Here is a 14,178-nt window from a genome sequence, read left to right on the forward strand (position 1 = left end):
CGGCCTAGCGCGCTCCGCGCACCCGAGAGGTCGTCTTGCCGATTGCAGTCAGCACAGGCCATCAAGGGTCAAATCCGGCCCATGAGCGCCATGATCACGAGGATGATAACAATTACGCCGAGCAAGCCCGAAGGCCCATAGCCCCAACCCGAGGAATACGGCCAGGCCGGGATCGCGCCGATCAGCACCAGGATGAGAATGATAATAATGATTGTGCCCACACTCATATCGGTTGCCCTTCATTGACAGGGTGATGCTCGGACCGGCGACTGAGTTGCACGTGTATGTTTGTTTTGATCCTCATTTCATCGTGGGCCTCAGGCCTCTAGTCCAGGTTGCGCAGCATGTCAGCTTCCTGCTCGAGGATGGCGGCTACTTCCTCGCGTGGAAGATGTGTCATCATCAGGCTGACGCAACATTCGAGATACGTGATGGAGGCTCGGCGCAGGAAGGCGGCGGTTTCCGCGGCCGCCATCTGTTCTATGTCCTTGGTTGGTCGCTTCGACTGCACGACTGTGTTCTCCGTGCCCGTTATTGTGCCCAACCAGAATCTCGGTCGGATGTTCCGCTTCCGCGAAAAGAACACGGGACGCGTCCGGTTTCTCGGGGCCGCCGGTTTCAAATCCACCTGCGCCGGACCTGTCTGTCGCAGACGTTGGCGGCACCGCTAGGGTGTCGTCAAGGCCGGCGAAGTAACCGACCGTCTGCAGCAAACCTTGTCTTAAAGGCACCTTGGGCGACCAGCCAAGAAGTGCCTTCGCACGCGCTATATCGGGGCGTCGCCGGCGAGGATCATCTTGCGGCAAAGGCAGGAATTTTAAGGGCGACCTGGTGCCTGTGAGGTCTCTCACAAGGGCCGCCAGATCGAGGATCGTGAATTCTCCGGGGTTGCCAAGATTGATCGGCTGGCGGGGATTGGGATCGATATCCATAAGGCGCCGCAGCCCTTCCACTAGGTCGGTGACGTAGCAGAAGGATCGCGTCTGTCGGCCGTTGCCGAAAATCGTCAGCGGCCGTTTCTCGAGTGCCTGCATGACCAGGGTCGAGACGATGCGGCCGTCGGCAGGATCCATCCTCGGACCGTAAGTGTTGAAGATGCGGGCGACGCGGATGTCGGCCATCTCGGCGCGCAGATAATCGAAACAAAGCGTCTCCGCGGCGCGCTTGCCTTCGTCGTAGCAGGCGCGGGGGCCGGTGCAGTTCACGTGGCCTAGATAGTCCTCGTGCTGCGGATGCTGTTCCGGGTCACCGTAGATTTCGCTCGTTGAAGCTTGCACGAAACGTGCACCGTCGCCGACGGCAAGCTCGAGCAGATTGAGCGTTCCGATCACGCAGGTGCGCGTCGTATGAACCGGATCGGCTTGGTAGCGGGGCGGCGACGCAGCGCATGCCAGGTTGAAAACACGGTCGACCGGCTCACCGAGCTCGAGTGGAGCGCAGACGTCCTGCTCGATCAGCCGAAACCGCGATTGGCCGATAAGCGACGTGATGTTTTCCATACGTCCGGTCAGGAAGTTGTCGACACAGATTACGCGATAACCGTCACCGAACAGAGCCTCGCACAGGTGCGAACCGAGGAAACCGGCACCACCGGCGACGAGCGCCGTCCGTGTCCGTTGGGCCTTTCTTGAACGCCGCATCTCTATGTTCTCCTACCTGCCTGTCATGCTGCACTTTCGATATTCAGATCGAGCACCGGACGCATCTGCCTTGGCTGCCTCAGCACTGACGTGAACTCGCGTGCCCGAGCGGCTCCGGTGTGTCTTGTCAGGACCAGCGAATGAGCCTGCTTGGCCATGCTAAGCCTGGCTCGATCCGACTGCCGCAGAAGGATTCCTGTCACATCATCGGCGCTGCTGGCCGTCCGTATCGCCGAGGCTGGGAAGAAACTGTCGAGGCCAGGCCAGCAATCGCTGATGATCGGCGTCCTGCACGCCGCGGCTTCGAAAAGCCGTACGCTGGGCGACCATCCGGCTGCGATCATCGAGGTGCGCGTTACGTTGAGCGTGTAGCGTTGCCGGCTGTAGAAATCGGCATGCTCGGCCGGCGGCAGATGCTCTATCCGTATGACATTGTTGGGCCAGGCGATATCGCCTGGGTATTGAGAGCCCGCGACGACAAAACGTCGATCCGGGAGTCGCCGCGCGGGCTCAAGCAACAATGCTTCCAGAGTTTGCTGCCGGTCGGGGCTGTAGGTGCCGAGATATCCCAGATCCCACTCGATCGTGCTTCCAGTCCAATGGTGCCGCTCGGGATCGACGGAGCAGTAGAGCGGTTCCGCCGAACGCGCGCCGAATTCGGACTTCAGGCGTTCGAGCGTCGCTCCACCCGTGAAGGAGAAATAGACGTCGAAATAGGGAATCTGGCGGCGGGCCAGGTAGTCGCAATCATCTTCGGCAACTCTTGCCAGCGTCACCGGCGTGTCGATGTCATAAAAGCAGAATTGCCCCGTGCACAATGATGCGAGGTCGTCGATGATCGCTCTGCCTTCGGGTACGAAGGAACCGACGACCACGACATCGGCCCGCCGGAGGTCTCCTTGATGGTTACGGCGAAGTTCGTCGACCGTGTCGTAGTAGCGCAACTCGCAGAAATCGGGGTCGCGCAGGTCGCGGTGGTGTGCGTACCAGGGCACGTCGCGTTCGAGGAACGTGATGCGATGGCCGAGCTCGTGGAGCGCCCTCAGCAGCCCCCGGAAAGTCGTCGCATGGCCATTGCCCCAGGAAGAGGACAACGAGAGGCCGAGGAAAACGATGTCGAGCGCCTTCGTCATTCTGCGGCCTCCACGGTCCGGCGCTCAAAATGCGCCTTGAAGATGGCGTCGACCAGTTCGGCCCTCAATGTGTATGTATGTTCGGCAAGAACGCGCCGAAGCGCCGCCGCGCCGATCGCCTTGGCCTGCGGGAGCGTGAGCGTGCGCATGATCTCGACGACGTCGGCGCCGTCCCGCGCGACCAGGATTTCCTCGCCGGGCCTCAGGAACATGTCGATACCGGCCCAGGCGTCGGTGATAAGGCAGGCGCCGGCGCCGGCCGCCTCGAATACCCGAGTCGCCGGCGAGAAGCCGTTGCTGGCCATGCTGTCGCGGCTGATGTTCAGCACCGCCTTCGGCGTGACATTGAAAGCGTTGTGATCGCCCGTGCCGACATGGCCGAGCCAGGAGACATTCGCCGGCAGCGGCTTGTCGCCCCAGCCTGATCCGCCGAGCAGGAATTTCTGGCTCTCCAGCGCACTGGCGGGCTCAAGGAAAAATCCCTCCACGCGCGCCTCCCGGTCTGGCAGGCGATTGCCGAGAAAAGCCAGGTCGCAGGCGAAGCGGGGATCCCCGGCGACGGGGAAATGCGTCTCGGGGTCAAGCGCGTTGTAGATCGGCACGCATTCGGCCGCGCAAAGCGCGCGATAGTCCCATACCACTGGGTCGCCGCCGCCATAGGTCAGCACGAGCCCGATCCTTTTGAGTTCCTGGTGGAGAGGATGGTCGGGATCCTTGCGCAGTTCGCTGAGCGTCGCCGGAGCATCCACATCCCAGAACACCGTCAGCGCATTGGTGCTGGCTTGGTCGAGCACTGCGCGCAACAGGGCATCGTCTTCGAAGCCGACGCCGCTTGCCTTGACGACGATGTCAGCCTCCGCGGCGCGGGACGCGACCTGCATCAGCGCATCCGGCGCCGCCTCATAGACAACGACCTTGCACCAGTCGGGAGCCTCGATGTCGCGGTGCTTCTGCCGGTCGAAGGCGTCCGGTTCATAGAAGACGATGTCGTAACCGCGTCGGGAAAGTGCCTTCAGCAGCCCCCGATAATACGTGGCGGCCCCATTCCAGTACGACGATAATAGGCTGGATCCGTAAAAGGCGATTTTCATGCGGCGGCCTCCCTTGCTGGCGTGGTTTCGAGCGCATGGCGATCGCCGCATGCGGCGAGTATCTCGAACAACTCATTGGCGCGGTGCCGGCACGTGTGCCGCGCGAGAATGGTTTCCAGTCCCGCCGCCGCGAGCGCCTTCGCAAGCTCGGCGTCGTGCAGCACATCACGCAGGTGCTGCCGCATCTCGGCGCCGCCGCGGGCAAACAGAAAGTCCTTGCCGGGGCGGAACAACCCTTCGACATCCGACCACGGCGCCGAGATCAGGGGAATGCCGCAGGCCAATGCCTCGAACATGCGGATCGTGGGAATGCCTGGCAGATGTTCCCGATAAGGCCTGCGCGGGATGTGCACTGTGACGCGATGCTGCGCGAACGCTTTCGGGACGTCGGCGTTAGCGATCCAACCCTCGTAACGCAGCCCGGCCTCGGCGAGCGCCGACAGGGCCTCGGCTGGATAGCGTACGCCGTGAACGGCTCCGGACAGGTCGAGCTCGCGAGCCGGCTCGATCAGGAACTGGTGGATTTCGGCGCTGCGTTCATCATCGCCCCAGTTGCCGACCCACACCAGGTCGGACACGGGATCGATATCGGGGCGAGGCCTGAACAGACGATCGTCTGCTGCCTCATGCCAGGTGAAGGCGCGGGTGCCCCAGCCGGTGCGAAGATAGCTCTCCCGCAGGGCTTCGCCGAAGACGAGCACACCGTCGTAGTGCTGGAGGTCGAGTGTAGAGATCGACTGCGTCGCCGAGACGGCTCGATGATGCGTGTCGTGGAACAGCAACGTGAAATTGCCACCATTGAGCTTGGCCCGCCCGATGCGCGCCACCAGACCTGGATCGGTCCATTCATGGACGATCACCACATCCGCGTCCGCAATCCACGCCTCGTGATCGAAGGAAGCATCGTAAGTCACCGGAATCAGCTCGGGAAAATCCTTCCTGAAGCGCTCGACGGCGAAGGGACCTTGCTCGGCCAGAAGGTTCGAACGGCTCCAACCGTCCGTGGGTTCGAGCGCAATCGCGTGGTGCCCGCGTGCGATGAGCTCGCGCATGATGCCGCGCTGGAAATGCGCGTTGCCATGGTTCCAGTCGGATACCACGGAATGGGTGTAGAACACGAAATGCATGGTCAGAGCCTCGCTACGGCCGTCGCCGCCCGATCGTAGATTTCGTCCATCGCCGCAGCCTGCGCCCGCAGCGAAAACTTGCGCGCGCGCCGGGCGGCGCGCCGGCCGAGCTGGCGCCGAAAGCCTTCGTCCCGGCAGAGGTGAGCAATGCATCCTGCAAGAGCATGCGGATCGCGCATATCGAAAAACAGAGCCGCGCCGTCCCAGATCTCGCGATAGGTCGCAATGTCGGCGAGCACCAGTGGCGTCCCCGAGAGCGCGGCCTCCAGCGCAGCAAGCCCGAAAGGCTCGTAGATCGATGTCGAAACGAAGATGCCGGCCCTAGCCATCAGCCGACGCACCTCGGCGTGGCTGAGGGTGCCAAGCGGGAAGCAGTGATCGAGACGGGCCCCTTGTCCATCCGCCCCAAGGCAGGAGCCCGCGGCATAGACCGGCCATTCGGTGATCGCGGCCGCGGCATCCAGCACCGCCGCGTTCTTGCCCTCGTCCCACCAGCGGGCGGCGGCAAGCACGAACGGCTCGCGGCGCGACCCCGGCGGGCCGGGCAGGGCGCCGTTGTGGACGACGTTCAGACGCGCGATCGGCCCATAGCAGATCTCAAGCATCATCGCGTGGCTTCGGCTCGGCGCCACGACAATTCCGGCGCGATCGAATCCTGCCCTGTTGCGATCCTTTTGCCAGGCCCAGTCGCCTGCCGCGACTTGCTCGCGCACCGCATGCAGCCACGTCACCACGCAGGAATGCGAAACCGCCACGACGGGGCAGAGCAGATCGAGGCCGGCCGCCTGCGCCGGTGCATTGAGATGAACCAGATCGACGCCATAGGCCGCTATAAGGGCTTTCAACTCGTCGGGGAATCGGTCGAGATCGCTTTCGTCGCGTGTCATCCAGTCCGGCGGGGTCTCAAGCCATGTAAGCGTTGCGAAGGATTGCGCTTCCTGAGCCTGCTCGCGCGAAGGCTCGGGCCCCAGCCCGGCAAGCACGATGGTATCCCCTCGGGCAGCAAGCTCGCGTGCCAGGTCCAGCGAATAGCGCCAGACCCCGCCGACGGCGTCGGTGGTCATCAGTACGCGCCGTGGGCGATGGATCAATGATTGCAGCATGAGGACTCCAACTCAGCTAGCGCGCGCGGACGCTGGTCCTGGATGTCGCTGAATGTCCGGAACGAGGCGAGGTAGTGCTCGTGCGCACGCTCCCAGGCAAAATCGTCGGGCTCGCCCCACAGCTCTCGGTAACTGGGGGAACTCGGATAGGGGTAGAGGGGCACCGGCTCGTTGGCCCAGACACCGTGGTCGATGAGATGCTTGCGCCAATAATCCACCAGCGCCGGATCGTCCTCGACCACGCCGATCAGATTGGCCTGAACGAAGGGAACGTGGCGGCGGGCGTCGACCAGCAGCGCCGCCAGTTCCTCGGTGCCCAGCCGGCAGCGTTTTGCCAGCATCTCACGGCCTTCGACCGTCAGGCTCTCCAGGCCAGCTTCGATCGAGACGCAGCCGGCCGCGCCCAACAATTCCAGCAACTCCGGCTTCCACAAATCAATGCGTGTCTGGACGCCGAATTGAACGTCGCGGTCGATCAATGCCTGGAGCAGCGCCTTCTGGGGCAGGAAAATCTCGTCGATGAAGTAGACATAGCCGACGCCCTGCGCGATCAGGCCATCGATCTCGGCAACGACGGCGTCGTGGTTCCTGCGCCGGTATGCATCACGAAAATCAATCTTGGCGCAGAAACTGCAGTTGTAGGGACAGCCCCGGGACGCCTCCACTTCCGCGCCGGCGCCCTTCTGGTTCGCGTCGAAGCGATGATGGTGATGCGCGTGGGCAGCGATCCAGTCGGCCGGCCAATGGAGCGCCGGGTGGTCGACGAAGCGGCTGACACCCACGCCGCCGTTGCAGGCCAGCTCGTCGCCCTCGATACGGCAGGTGTGAGCAACGGTGCTCCAGTCTCTCTGGCCGGCGAGCTCCGCGACCACTTCCTCGCATTCGCCGCGCACGACGACGTCGACGCCAAGCTTGCGCAAGGTGGGGGCCGGCGTCGCCGAGCCATGCGGCCCGACGGCGACGGTGCGGCCTCCGCGGCCGCCGAGATGCTTCAGGAACTCTGCTGGCACCCGCAACTCCGGCGGGGCACAACGCCAGAAGAGGTAGGTCGGCGCGGTCGTCACCACGGTCATGTCGGACCCGAACGACGCCGAGCGCTCGGCAAGCGCTTTATTGTCCAGATCCTGCAGCTGTCCATCCAGCATCAGCACCTCGTGGCGGTTGGCTTCCAGCAGCGCTTTGCAATAGCCAAGCTCCAGCGGCAGATGCGGCTGGCGGCAGCCGAAATAGATGCTGTGTTCATAGGTCCAGTGCGGGTTGACCAGTGCGACTTTCATGCGACGTACCTCGCGGTTTCAGAACGCGGCTGGAGACGGTGCTGCAGCAGCCAGCTGGCGAGATCGCACACACCCTCGCGCCACGACACATGCGCCCGCCAATCGAGAGCGGCCTCTGCTTTGCGGGTGTCGGCGACGAAGAAGGGCTGGTCCCCGGTGCGTTGCATATCGTGGCGGAGCACGATGTCTCGACCAGTCATCGCGGCGATCTCCGACAGCAGCGCGCGCAGGCTGACGGCATTGCGTGGCCCGCCGCCGAGGTTGAAGGCCTGCCCCTTGAGGTCGTCGATCCTGGCCAGCACGCTGCGATAGGCGGCCACGGCATCGGAGACATGCAGAATGTCGCGCACCTGCTTGCCGTCGCCATAAATCGTGATAGGCCGGTTGCTGAGCGCGCTCAGCAGAAAATGCGCGACCCAGCCCTGGTCTTCGGTACCGAACTGGCGCGGACCGTAGATGCAGCTCATGCGCAGCACTGCCGTCGGCAGGCCGTAGGACTTGGCGTAGTCGAGGACATACTGGTCCGCCGCCCCCTTGGAACAGCCATACGGCGTGCAGAAATCGAGACCGATCGTTTCGTCCACGCCATTGGCACGGATGGTTTCGTCATCGGGCTCGTAACGGTCGTCGGCTTCACGCACCCCGATTTGAGGCAAGCTGCCATAGACCTTGTTGGTACTGGCGAAGATCACCGGCATGCCTGCCCGCCGCGCTGCTTCGAGCACGTTGAACGTGCCTTTGAGGTTGACGTCGAGGTCTTCCGCGGGATCGGCCAGGCTCGTGGTCACGGCGGTCTGGGCGGCCAGATGGAAGATCGCCTTGGCAGGCGCCAACGCGCAAGCCAACCTGGCTTGGTCGCGTATGTCCACGGTTTCCACGCCGAGATGGCTGCCGTGCTTTTGCGCCAGCCATTCGAGGTTCTGCTCGACGCCGGGACGGCTGAAATTGTCGATGACCAGCACCGGCTCGCCGTCCGACAACAGGCTGTCGGCAAGATTGGATCCGATGAAGCCGCTGCCGCCGACAATCGCCACCGGCGCCTCGCGAAAGTTGCGATGCCGTTGGCTCATGACACCAGTCCTCGCTCTTCAAGCTCTCGCTTCATGTCGGCGCCACGGTCGACGGCGACGCTGTTGCGAACCCAGACCGCGAATTCACCGAGCGAATTCTCCAGCCGGAGGCCGGGCTCGAAGCCGAGCAACTCGCGCGCCTTGCCGATATCGGCGAAGCAGTTGCGGATATCGCCGGAGCGCGCCTTCCCGAGAATCTCGGGCGGCCGTTTCGGAACGCCCATGGCCTCGGCAAGCAGGCGGGCGACCTCGCTGATCGTGTAAGAGCGTCCGCTGCCGACATTGATAGCGTGGCCGGCTGCCTGACGTTGCTCCAACGCCAACCGGAAAGCACGCGCAACGTCTCGTACATGGACAAAGTCGCGCTTTTGCCTGCCGTCTTCGAAGATCATCGGACGTTTGCCGTTGGCAAGGCGCGAAGCGAAGTTGGCGAGCACGCCGGTGTAGGGATTGGCGAGCGCCTGTCCGGCGCCGAAGACGTTGAACAGGCGCAATGCCACCGCACCCATGTCGTAGGCTTGCCCGAAGATCAGAACAGCCCGCTCCTGCGCATATTTGGTCAGCGCGTAAATCGAGGCCAGGTCAGGTCGCTTCTCCTCGTCGGTCGGGATCGGCAACAGCATTTCGCCGGCAGCCGACAGCAGGTCCCACCGGCCAGCCCTGACGTCGACCGGCCTGCGGCGAGCGTCATCGATGCGCTGTCCGTCCGGGGTCTCGTAAAGGCCTTCGCCGTAGATGCTCATCGAGGATGCGACGACAATCCGTTCGACCGGCTTCTTGACTAGGGTCTCGAGCAGGGTTGCGGTGCCGAGATCGTTGGTGCCGACATAGCGGGTGATCTCATACATGGATTGGCCGACGCCGACCTCGGCGGCGAGGTGGATGATGGCGTCGATGTCCGAAAGGGCCTCGGCCACTGCCTCGCGATCACGCACATCGCCCTTAATGAGCTCGGCGCCTGCAGGGACGCTGATGGTTTCGCTGCCATGCACCTGGTCCAGGAGTACGTCCAGGATACGCACTTGATAGCCATTTGCGGTAAGCTCCTGGGCGACATGCCGGCCGATGAAACCGCAGCCCCCCGTAATCAGTACACGTTTCACGAGAACTCCTTGCCGATTTGGCGTTGGGCTCCCGAACTGCAGGACAGAAGGTTTGTTCCCTGCTTCAACAAAGTTCGCTCTGCGGTGCCGGAGGCGACGGGTTGGAGGCTGAGCTGCCGCATAACTTGGAACATTGCGCTTTGCGCGTTGTTAGGGCTGCCCGCGGCGAGAAAGGGAAAAGCCATGTCAGAGGCAAAGACGACCACCAACCACGACGAAATACGCAACTGGGTTGAGGAAAGAGACGGCCGTCCCGCGGTGATCCGCACGAAAGGCGAGGGCGGCATCCTGCGAATCGACTTCGGCGAGCCGGAGCAGGCGCTGGAACCGGTAGACTGGGATGAGTTCTTCCGAATCTTCGACGAAAACGACCTCGCCTTTCTTCATCAGGATGAAGCCGGGAGCGGAAAAAAGAGCCGCTTCAACAAATTCGTGGAGCGAGGCCGGAACGCTTGATCTCGCCCCAACGCCGCTGTCTATCGCAGCGCACCGGCCGCTGGCGACTGGTGCATGACGGAACCATTTTCATGTCCGGCGGTTCCGGCATCGGCATGGAGTGATCGCCATGGGATTCTTTTCCGACCTGAATAAGAAGCTGATCGAAAATATCTATGCGCACAGCAGTTACCTGACCGATCCGAGTGCCGATCTGCCACGGCGGGTCAAGGAGATCGTCGATCTGCTCATGCCGTTCATCCAGCCGGAGGCGCGCGAGGAGGTGAGGCTGGAAATTCTGGGCATCATCCACGAGCACATGTATGACGAGGTCGGGATTGAAGATTCAGCGGCCGAGAAATGAGTGCTTCGTTCTCGCGAGTCTTGTTCGTATTTGTCTGATCCGGCGCGGTATTGCTGCGCCTTCCTCAACCGGTCGGCATCTTTATCCAGCTATGCAGCGTTGGTAGCGGCTGATCCTGGTGATCATCGCACCGGGCACAGCCAGCGGCCGTTCCCAACAAGGCGCAGGCAACGCCTGGAACGGTGACGGGCAGGCCATCGCGTGGATGTTCAGCTGGAAACGAGGCATGGGCGAGACTGCGCCGACTGCCGATCGGCGGCGGAGCCGCCGCGGTAGGTTCGACCGGGCGGGAAAGGCGTTATCCTTTGCCGCCGCGCAAATCCTTATCCCTCGTTTCACGCAGTAGCCGCACGATTGCGTCCACCGGAGATGGATCGACCGTCGGTTGGACATTTCGGCGCCACAGATGATGAAGAAGCCGCTTTAAGCTTAGCATCGAAATCACCTCCTTCGGTTGCAAACTTGGTGAGGAAGGGTGTTGCTTTGCACGACTTCCAAAACTACCTCAACAGCGCGGCAAGGAGGAAAGCAACGGCCGCCAGGGCCACGAGCGCGGCGATCACCAGCACCGGCCCTGGCCTGCTCGGCTGAAGGCCGGGCGCGTTGTCGGGCCGCCGCATTGCGTTGGCGAAGCTCGCCTGGTTGGTGAATTTTGCTTCGTGCCGCGCCACGGGACGAGAGGAAATTGCGGCATCACCTGCTTCAGCGTCCGTTTCCTGGGGCGCGGCGGCCGGATCGAATCCGGGCGTCTTGTCTTGAGTCATGCCCGCCTGGATTTCGCCTCGGTCCTCGGCAGGTGTTCGCTCGCTAGATGAGGTCATAGGACAGCTCCTTCACAACCAAACATCTGTGCGGCCCTGCTGTTCCAACCGGATATTTTGAAGAGCGCTGCCGCGCGAGCTCATGCCCGGCATCGCGGGTCGCTGTCTTGACTGCGCCCGGAACTTTTCCAGTTGGACGACTTTAATCTTCATCAAGCCAAGTTCACGAGGCGGCGATGCAGGTACTCGAAAACCGAAATGCATGCCGGACTCACAGAGTGCGGCGCGAAAAGGCGGCGGCGGAATGAGGATCGCGGGCTGCATGGCCAAAGAAAGGGCATTCTGATGCATCCCTTCCTATCGTTAGATATGCTGGCGGCACCCAGAGGCGAGGGATTGCACCCCAAGCTTGCCCGCCTGCTCAGATCACGCATCGCTTTGAGCACCCCTGACGTGATTTCACTCCGTCACGCCCGAGATGACGGCCTGGTCCAGGCCGGTCCCAATCCGGTCGGCAATGTCGATGAAGCGCCGCAAAAGGAAGTGCTTCGTTTTCCCGACGGGCAATGCCGCAAAGTCTGGCGTCGGAAGGGGTAACTGAGCGCCATGCCATTTGCCGGCCCTCCTGTGCCGAGAGCCAGCTCCCGTCTTGTCTATGGAACCAGCCGGCAGGTGTTTTGTTGGGCTCGCAGGAAACATTCAAATCTAGGGAGGCCCGTATGAGGGCGCCCTTGGCACGATCCTGAGACGAGAATCTGATCGCTTCGGCCGTGGTGAATGGACTGATGGCAAGCGGGTTCGACGTAGCCTGCGTGGCCTCTGAGCGAGCAGCCGAAACTGGGTTGGAAGACAAACAGGCCGGATGTCGCCATCATCGACATCCAACTCCTAGACGGGCAGCGTGGTGTCGCCGCCAGCCGTCACAAGTGGGGCTAAGATCCCGCGTCCAAGCTCCTCGTCTTTCACGATGCGCCGTACCTTTCGAAGCCGGTGGCGATCCAGGACCTGGTCAAGCTCGCGAGTCAATCATCGAGAAACGCGCTGCATCGTAGTCGGGCTTGAGATCCGCAATTGGATTGTGCGTAGGCCGTTATCAGTCGGTGCCGCTCGGATATCCCGCGATCCACCGCCGATGCCGGTCCGAGCACGAATTCCATCTTCCTCCGGAACATTGAGGACGATTGCCAGTTCGATGTTGTGCAGGCGCCGCTGCTTGGCGTCTGCCGAAGATCGGTGGGCAACCTGATCGGCCCGCGTCCCCTAGTCCCTCGGACGCGGGCCTGCCCGCCCTGCGTCAGGACGAACCGGTCAAGGATGGACGGGAGCCAGTCATGAAACACCAAACGCTCGACCAACTGCAGGCACTCGCGGACGTCAACCCGCTCGTGCCGCTCACGACAAAGACTGAGAAGATAGAAAGGTGGGCAGAATTGCTCGACCGGGATCCGTTGCGCTGTCTCGCTGCGCTCACCGGCACCGAATATCTCTATCCGGGCATGCGGGAAGAAGCGCGCGCAGCAGGATCCCCGCTCACGGTTGCGTTCGAGGACCCGCTACTCAGGGCGTCGGGCTTGCAATCGGATACCTATGGTGAAGCCAGGCGCTTCTTTGAACTCTCCGATTGGGAACTGCACGAAATCGTCTGCAGCTGTCATGCCGGCGCAACCATGCAGGCCAGCTGGGCTGCTCAGCGTGTCCGCAAGATCCTCACCGGCAATCGTATTTTTGCCTGGCTGAGAAGTCGTTTTGTGCGCTGACTGAAACCCATGATGCCGATAAGCGGCTGTTGCGACAGCCGCAGGCGATGTTTCAACGTCAATGCAGCAAACTTGGTCCGCACGAACGGGCAATCTTGTTCATGATGCCGCTCAGCCAATCGGCGGTTGTTTGTTTGGCCGGCTTCGTCTCGATTTCCTCGATGGCCCTTTCACAGCGTGCGTTCGACCAGCCGATCGGCACCGGAGATTCCGTTGCACCTATTTTCGAAAGGGGACTGCTGCTGCAAGGCCTTGTCATTTGGTTGGCCGTGGGCAGGCTCTCAGAGGGCGTGCCAACGAATACGTGGTCAGGGAGAAGTCGCTCCAATGCAGTTGCGGTGCGCATCGCGGTTGCACCGTTCGGAACCATTTGCCTGGCGCGCAGTTCGACCCGACGGGTCGGCACGGGTGGGAGCTCGCGTAAGTACCTCATGGAGCAGCACGACTAAGTCAAGGCTGGAGCGTCGATAAATGCTGAACGATCCGATGGTGCTGATACTGATGTATTTCGTTCTGCCGGTCTGGCTGATCGCCGGATTTGCCGACTGGCTCTGCCATCGCGCGACCCATATCGAATCCACGACTGGAGCAAAGGAATCGCTGATCCATCTGCTGATGTTCGCCGAAGTCGGCATTCCGCTGCTCGCGGCAATGTTCATGGAGATCAATTCCCTGGTGATCGCCGTGATGATGATTGTGTTTGTCATCCATGAAGCGACCGCGATATGGGACGTACGCTATGCGACCACCGCGCGCACCGTGAGCCCGATCGAACAGCATGTGCACAGTTTCTTGGAGATGATCCCGCTGATGGGGCTTGTCAGCGTGATCTCGTTGCATTGGGGCCAGTTCCTGGCGCTCTTCGGAGTTGGGCCTGAGGAGGCTCGCTTCGACCTCATCTGGAAACAGCAACAGCTGCCGGTGGCCTACATCGTGACGGTTATGGCCGTGATCTTGCTGTTCGAACTGCTGCCCTATCTGGAGGAGTTCTTTAGAGGCTTGCGGGCCAACTCCGGCCGGCTGGTTCCTCCCAAGGCCCGGCGAAGCAAGGCTGGTGAGACGGCAATGCGCTGAGGAGGCCGCCGGTCACGTTGAGGCCACTCAGCCGCTCTGGTGGGGAATTTCCGGAAAACAACCCCGAATTATGCGCGCCGCTCCGGTGACATATTGGCGGCGCGCTTCTTTCCGCCCTTCGATCCAAGCTCTTTCGCGGCGGCGTTCTTGCGGTCGTCCTGCACGTCTTCGGTTTCCTCGCCGGTGGCAATGCGCATGACCTTAACGGCGTTGTCGATCACGTCGGCTGGTCGCTTCTGGCCT

At 62.2% G+C, this 14,178-nt stretch carries 16 protein-coding genes and 1 pseudogene; 5 read left to right on the top strand and 12 right to left on the bottom strand.

Annotated elements, in window-relative coordinates:
* Window positions 1-68: 68 nt before the first annotated feature.
* From EJ071_RS16015 to EJ071_RS16055, 9 genes and pseudogenes are all read right to left on the bottom strand, one after another.
* Window positions 69-227 carry a DUF3309 domain-containing protein gene (locus EJ071_RS16015; protein WP_126098707.1) on the bottom strand — a complete coding sequence of 53 codons (159 nt, stop codon included), beginning with the start codon at window positions 225-227 and terminating at the stop codon, window positions 69-71.
* A 450-nt stretch (window positions 228-677) separates the two neighbouring features.
* A pseudogene (locus EJ071_RS16020) lies at window positions 678-1,640 on the bottom strand (UDP-glucuronic acid decarboxylase family protein); the annotation flags it as partial.
* 23 nt (window positions 1,641-1,663) lie between these two features.
* The gene (locus EJ071_RS16025) at window positions 1,664-2,773 is read right to left on the bottom strand and encodes a glycosyltransferase (RefSeq protein WP_126098709.1); all 1,110 of its coding nucleotides are present in this window, start codon (window positions 2,771-2,773) and stop codon (window positions 1,664-1,666) included.
* On the bottom strand, window positions 2,770-3,864 hold the full coding sequence (locus EJ071_RS16030; RefSeq protein WP_126098710.1) for a glycosyltransferase: 1,095 nt from the start codon (window positions 3,862-3,864) through the stop codon (window positions 2,770-2,772). Before EJ071_RS16030 ends, EJ071_RS16025 begins: the two co-directional genes overlap by 4 nt.
* Window positions 3,861-4,991, bottom strand: a complete 1,131-nt coding sequence (locus EJ071_RS16035; protein ID WP_126098711.1) for a glycosyltransferase — start codon at window positions 4,989-4,991, stop codon at window positions 3,861-3,863. The genes EJ071_RS16030 and EJ071_RS16035 overlap by 4 nt, the downstream gene beginning before the upstream one ends.
* 2 nt (window positions 4,992-4,993) lie before the next feature.
* A complete protein-coding gene (locus tag EJ071_RS16040; protein ID WP_245460267.1) occupies window positions 4,994-6,055 on the bottom strand; it encodes a glycosyltransferase family 4 protein in 1,062 nt (353 codons plus the stop codon).
* 23 nt (window positions 6,056-6,078) lie between these two features.
* A complete protein-coding gene (locus tag EJ071_RS16045) occupies window positions 6,079-7,371 on the bottom strand; it encodes a TIGR04295 family B12-binding domain-containing radical SAM protein (RefSeq protein WP_126098713.1) in 1,293 nt (430 codons plus the stop codon).
* Complete coding sequence (locus tag EJ071_RS16050) at window positions 7,368-8,405, bottom strand: NAD-dependent epimerase/dehydratase family protein (protein ID WP_245460268.1); 1,038 nt, start codon at window positions 8,403-8,405, stop codon at window positions 7,368-7,370. Before EJ071_RS16050 ends, EJ071_RS16045 begins: the two co-directional genes overlap by 4 nt.
* 32 nt (window positions 8,406-8,437) lie before the next feature.
* The gene (locus EJ071_RS16055) at window positions 8,438-9,544 is read right to left on the bottom strand and encodes an SDR family NAD(P)-dependent oxidoreductase (RefSeq protein WP_126098715.1); all 1,107 of its coding nucleotides are present in this window, start codon (window positions 9,542-9,544) and stop codon (window positions 8,438-8,440) included.
* A 183-nt stretch (window positions 9,545-9,727) separates the two neighbouring features.
* Here EJ071_RS16055 and EJ071_RS16060 point away from each other — a divergent pair, with 183 nt between their 5' ends.
* Together EJ071_RS16060 and EJ071_RS16065 are read left to right on the top strand one after the other, a co-directional pair.
* A complete protein-coding gene (locus EJ071_RS16060; RefSeq protein ID WP_126098716.1) occupies window positions 9,728-10,000 on the top strand; it encodes a hypothetical protein in 273 nt (90 codons plus the stop codon).
* Window positions 10,001-10,109: 109 nt separating this feature from the next.
* Complete coding sequence (locus EJ071_RS16065; RefSeq protein WP_126098717.1) at window positions 10,110-10,343, top strand: hypothetical protein; 234 nt, start codon at window positions 10,110-10,112, stop codon at window positions 10,341-10,343.
* A gap of 500 nt (window positions 10,344-10,843) precedes the next feature.
* Here EJ071_RS16065 and EJ071_RS16070 read toward each other — a convergent pair whose 3' ends face one another.
* On the bottom strand, window positions 10,844-11,164 hold the full coding sequence (locus EJ071_RS16070) for a hypothetical protein (RefSeq protein WP_126098718.1): 321 nt from the start codon (window positions 11,162-11,164) through the stop codon (window positions 10,844-10,846).
* A 12-nt stretch (window positions 11,165-11,176) separates the two neighbouring features.
* The gene (locus EJ071_RS16075) at window positions 11,177-11,455 is read right to left on the bottom strand and encodes a hypothetical protein (RefSeq protein ID WP_126098719.1); all 279 of its coding nucleotides are present in this window, start codon (window positions 11,453-11,455) and stop codon (window positions 11,177-11,179) included.
* A gap of 980 nt (window positions 11,456-12,435) precedes the next feature.
* On the opposite strand from EJ071_RS16075, the gene EJ071_RS16080 reads away from it, so the two are divergent.
* The 3 genes from EJ071_RS16080 to EJ071_RS16090 all read left to right on the top strand — a co-directional run bounded on the left by EJ071_RS16080 (window position 12,436) and on the right by EJ071_RS16090 (window position 13,935).
* The gene (locus EJ071_RS16080; RefSeq protein WP_126098720.1) at window positions 12,436-12,861 is read left to right on the top strand and encodes a hypothetical protein; all 426 of its coding nucleotides are present in this window, start codon (window positions 12,436-12,438) and stop codon (window positions 12,859-12,861) included.
* A 101-nt stretch (window positions 12,862-12,962) separates the two neighbouring features.
* Window positions 12,963-13,310: a hypothetical protein gene (locus EJ071_RS16085; RefSeq protein ID WP_126098721.1), complete on the top strand. Its 348-nt coding sequence runs from the start codon at window positions 12,963-12,965 to the stop codon at window positions 13,308-13,310.
* Window positions 13,311-13,332: 22 nt separating this feature from the next.
* A complete protein-coding gene (locus tag EJ071_RS16090) occupies window positions 13,333-13,935 on the top strand; it encodes a diguanylate cyclase (RefSeq protein ID WP_126098722.1) in 603 nt (200 codons plus the stop codon).
* Window positions 13,936-14,003: 68 nt separating this feature from the next.
* Here the strand turns inward: EJ071_RS16090 and EJ071_RS16095 are convergent, their stop codons facing one another.
* Window positions 14,004-14,156 (bottom strand): hypothetical protein, encoded by a 153-nt coding sequence (locus EJ071_RS16095; RefSeq protein WP_245460269.1) that lies wholly within the window; start codon window positions 14,154-14,156, stop codon window positions 14,004-14,006.
* Between the last annotated feature and the right edge of the window lie 22 nt (window positions 14,157-14,178).

It is taken from the genome of Mesorhizobium sp. M1B.F.Ca.ET.045.04.1.1 (assembly GCF_003952465.1).
Taxonomy (GTDB): domain Bacteria; phylum Pseudomonadota; class Alphaproteobacteria; order Rhizobiales; family Rhizobiaceae; genus Mesorhizobium; species Mesorhizobium shonense.

Bases quoted from the DNA above. Each gene is read 5' to 3' on its own strand.
- EJ071_RS16080 (WP_126098720.1), top strand. From the start codon at position 12,436: ATGAAACACCAAACGCTCGACCAACTGCAGGCACTCGCGGACGTCAAC.
- EJ071_RS16045 (WP_126098713.1), bottom strand. From the start codon at position 7,371: ATGAAAGTCGCACTGGTCAACCCGCACTGGACCTATGAACACAGCATC.
- EJ071_RS16060 (WP_126098716.1), top strand. From the start codon at position 9,728: ATGTCAGAGGCAAAGACGACCACCAACCACGACGAAATACGCAACTGG.
- EJ071_RS16025 (WP_126098709.1), bottom strand. From the start codon at position 2,773: ATGACGAAGGCGCTCGACATCGTTTTCCTCGGCCTCTCGTTGTCCTCT.
- EJ071_RS16075 (WP_126098719.1), bottom strand. From the start codon at position 11,455: ATGCATCAGAATGCCCTTTCTTTGGCCATGCAGCCCGCGATCCTCATT.
- EJ071_RS16030 (WP_126098710.1), bottom strand. From the start codon at position 3,864: ATGAAAATCGCCTTTTACGGATCCAGCCTATTATCGTCGTACTGGAAT.
- EJ071_RS16090 (WP_126098722.1), top strand. From the start codon at position 13,333: ATGCTGAACGATCCGATGGTGCTGATACTGATGTATTTCGTTCTGCCG.
- EJ071_RS16065 (WP_126098717.1), top strand. From the start codon at position 10,110: ATGGGATTCTTTTCCGACCTGAATAAGAAGCTGATCGAAAATATCTAT.
- EJ071_RS16035 (WP_126098711.1), bottom strand. From the start codon at position 4,991: ATGCATTTCGTGTTCTACACCCATTCCGTGGTATCCGACTGGAACCAT.
- EJ071_RS16070 (WP_126098718.1), bottom strand. From the start codon at position 11,164: ATGACCTCATCTAGCGAGCGAACACCTGCCGAGGACCGAGGCGAAATC.
- EJ071_RS16085 (WP_126098721.1), top strand. From the start codon at position 12,963: ATGATGCCGCTCAGCCAATCGGCGGTTGTTTGTTTGGCCGGCTTCGTC.
- EJ071_RS16015 (WP_126098707.1), bottom strand. From the start codon at position 227: ATGAGTGTGGGCACAATCATTATTATCATTCTCATCCTGGTGCTGATC.
- EJ071_RS16040 (WP_245460267.1), bottom strand. From the start codon at position 6,055: ATGACCACCGACGCCGTCGGCGGGGTCTGGCGCTATTCGCTGGACCTG.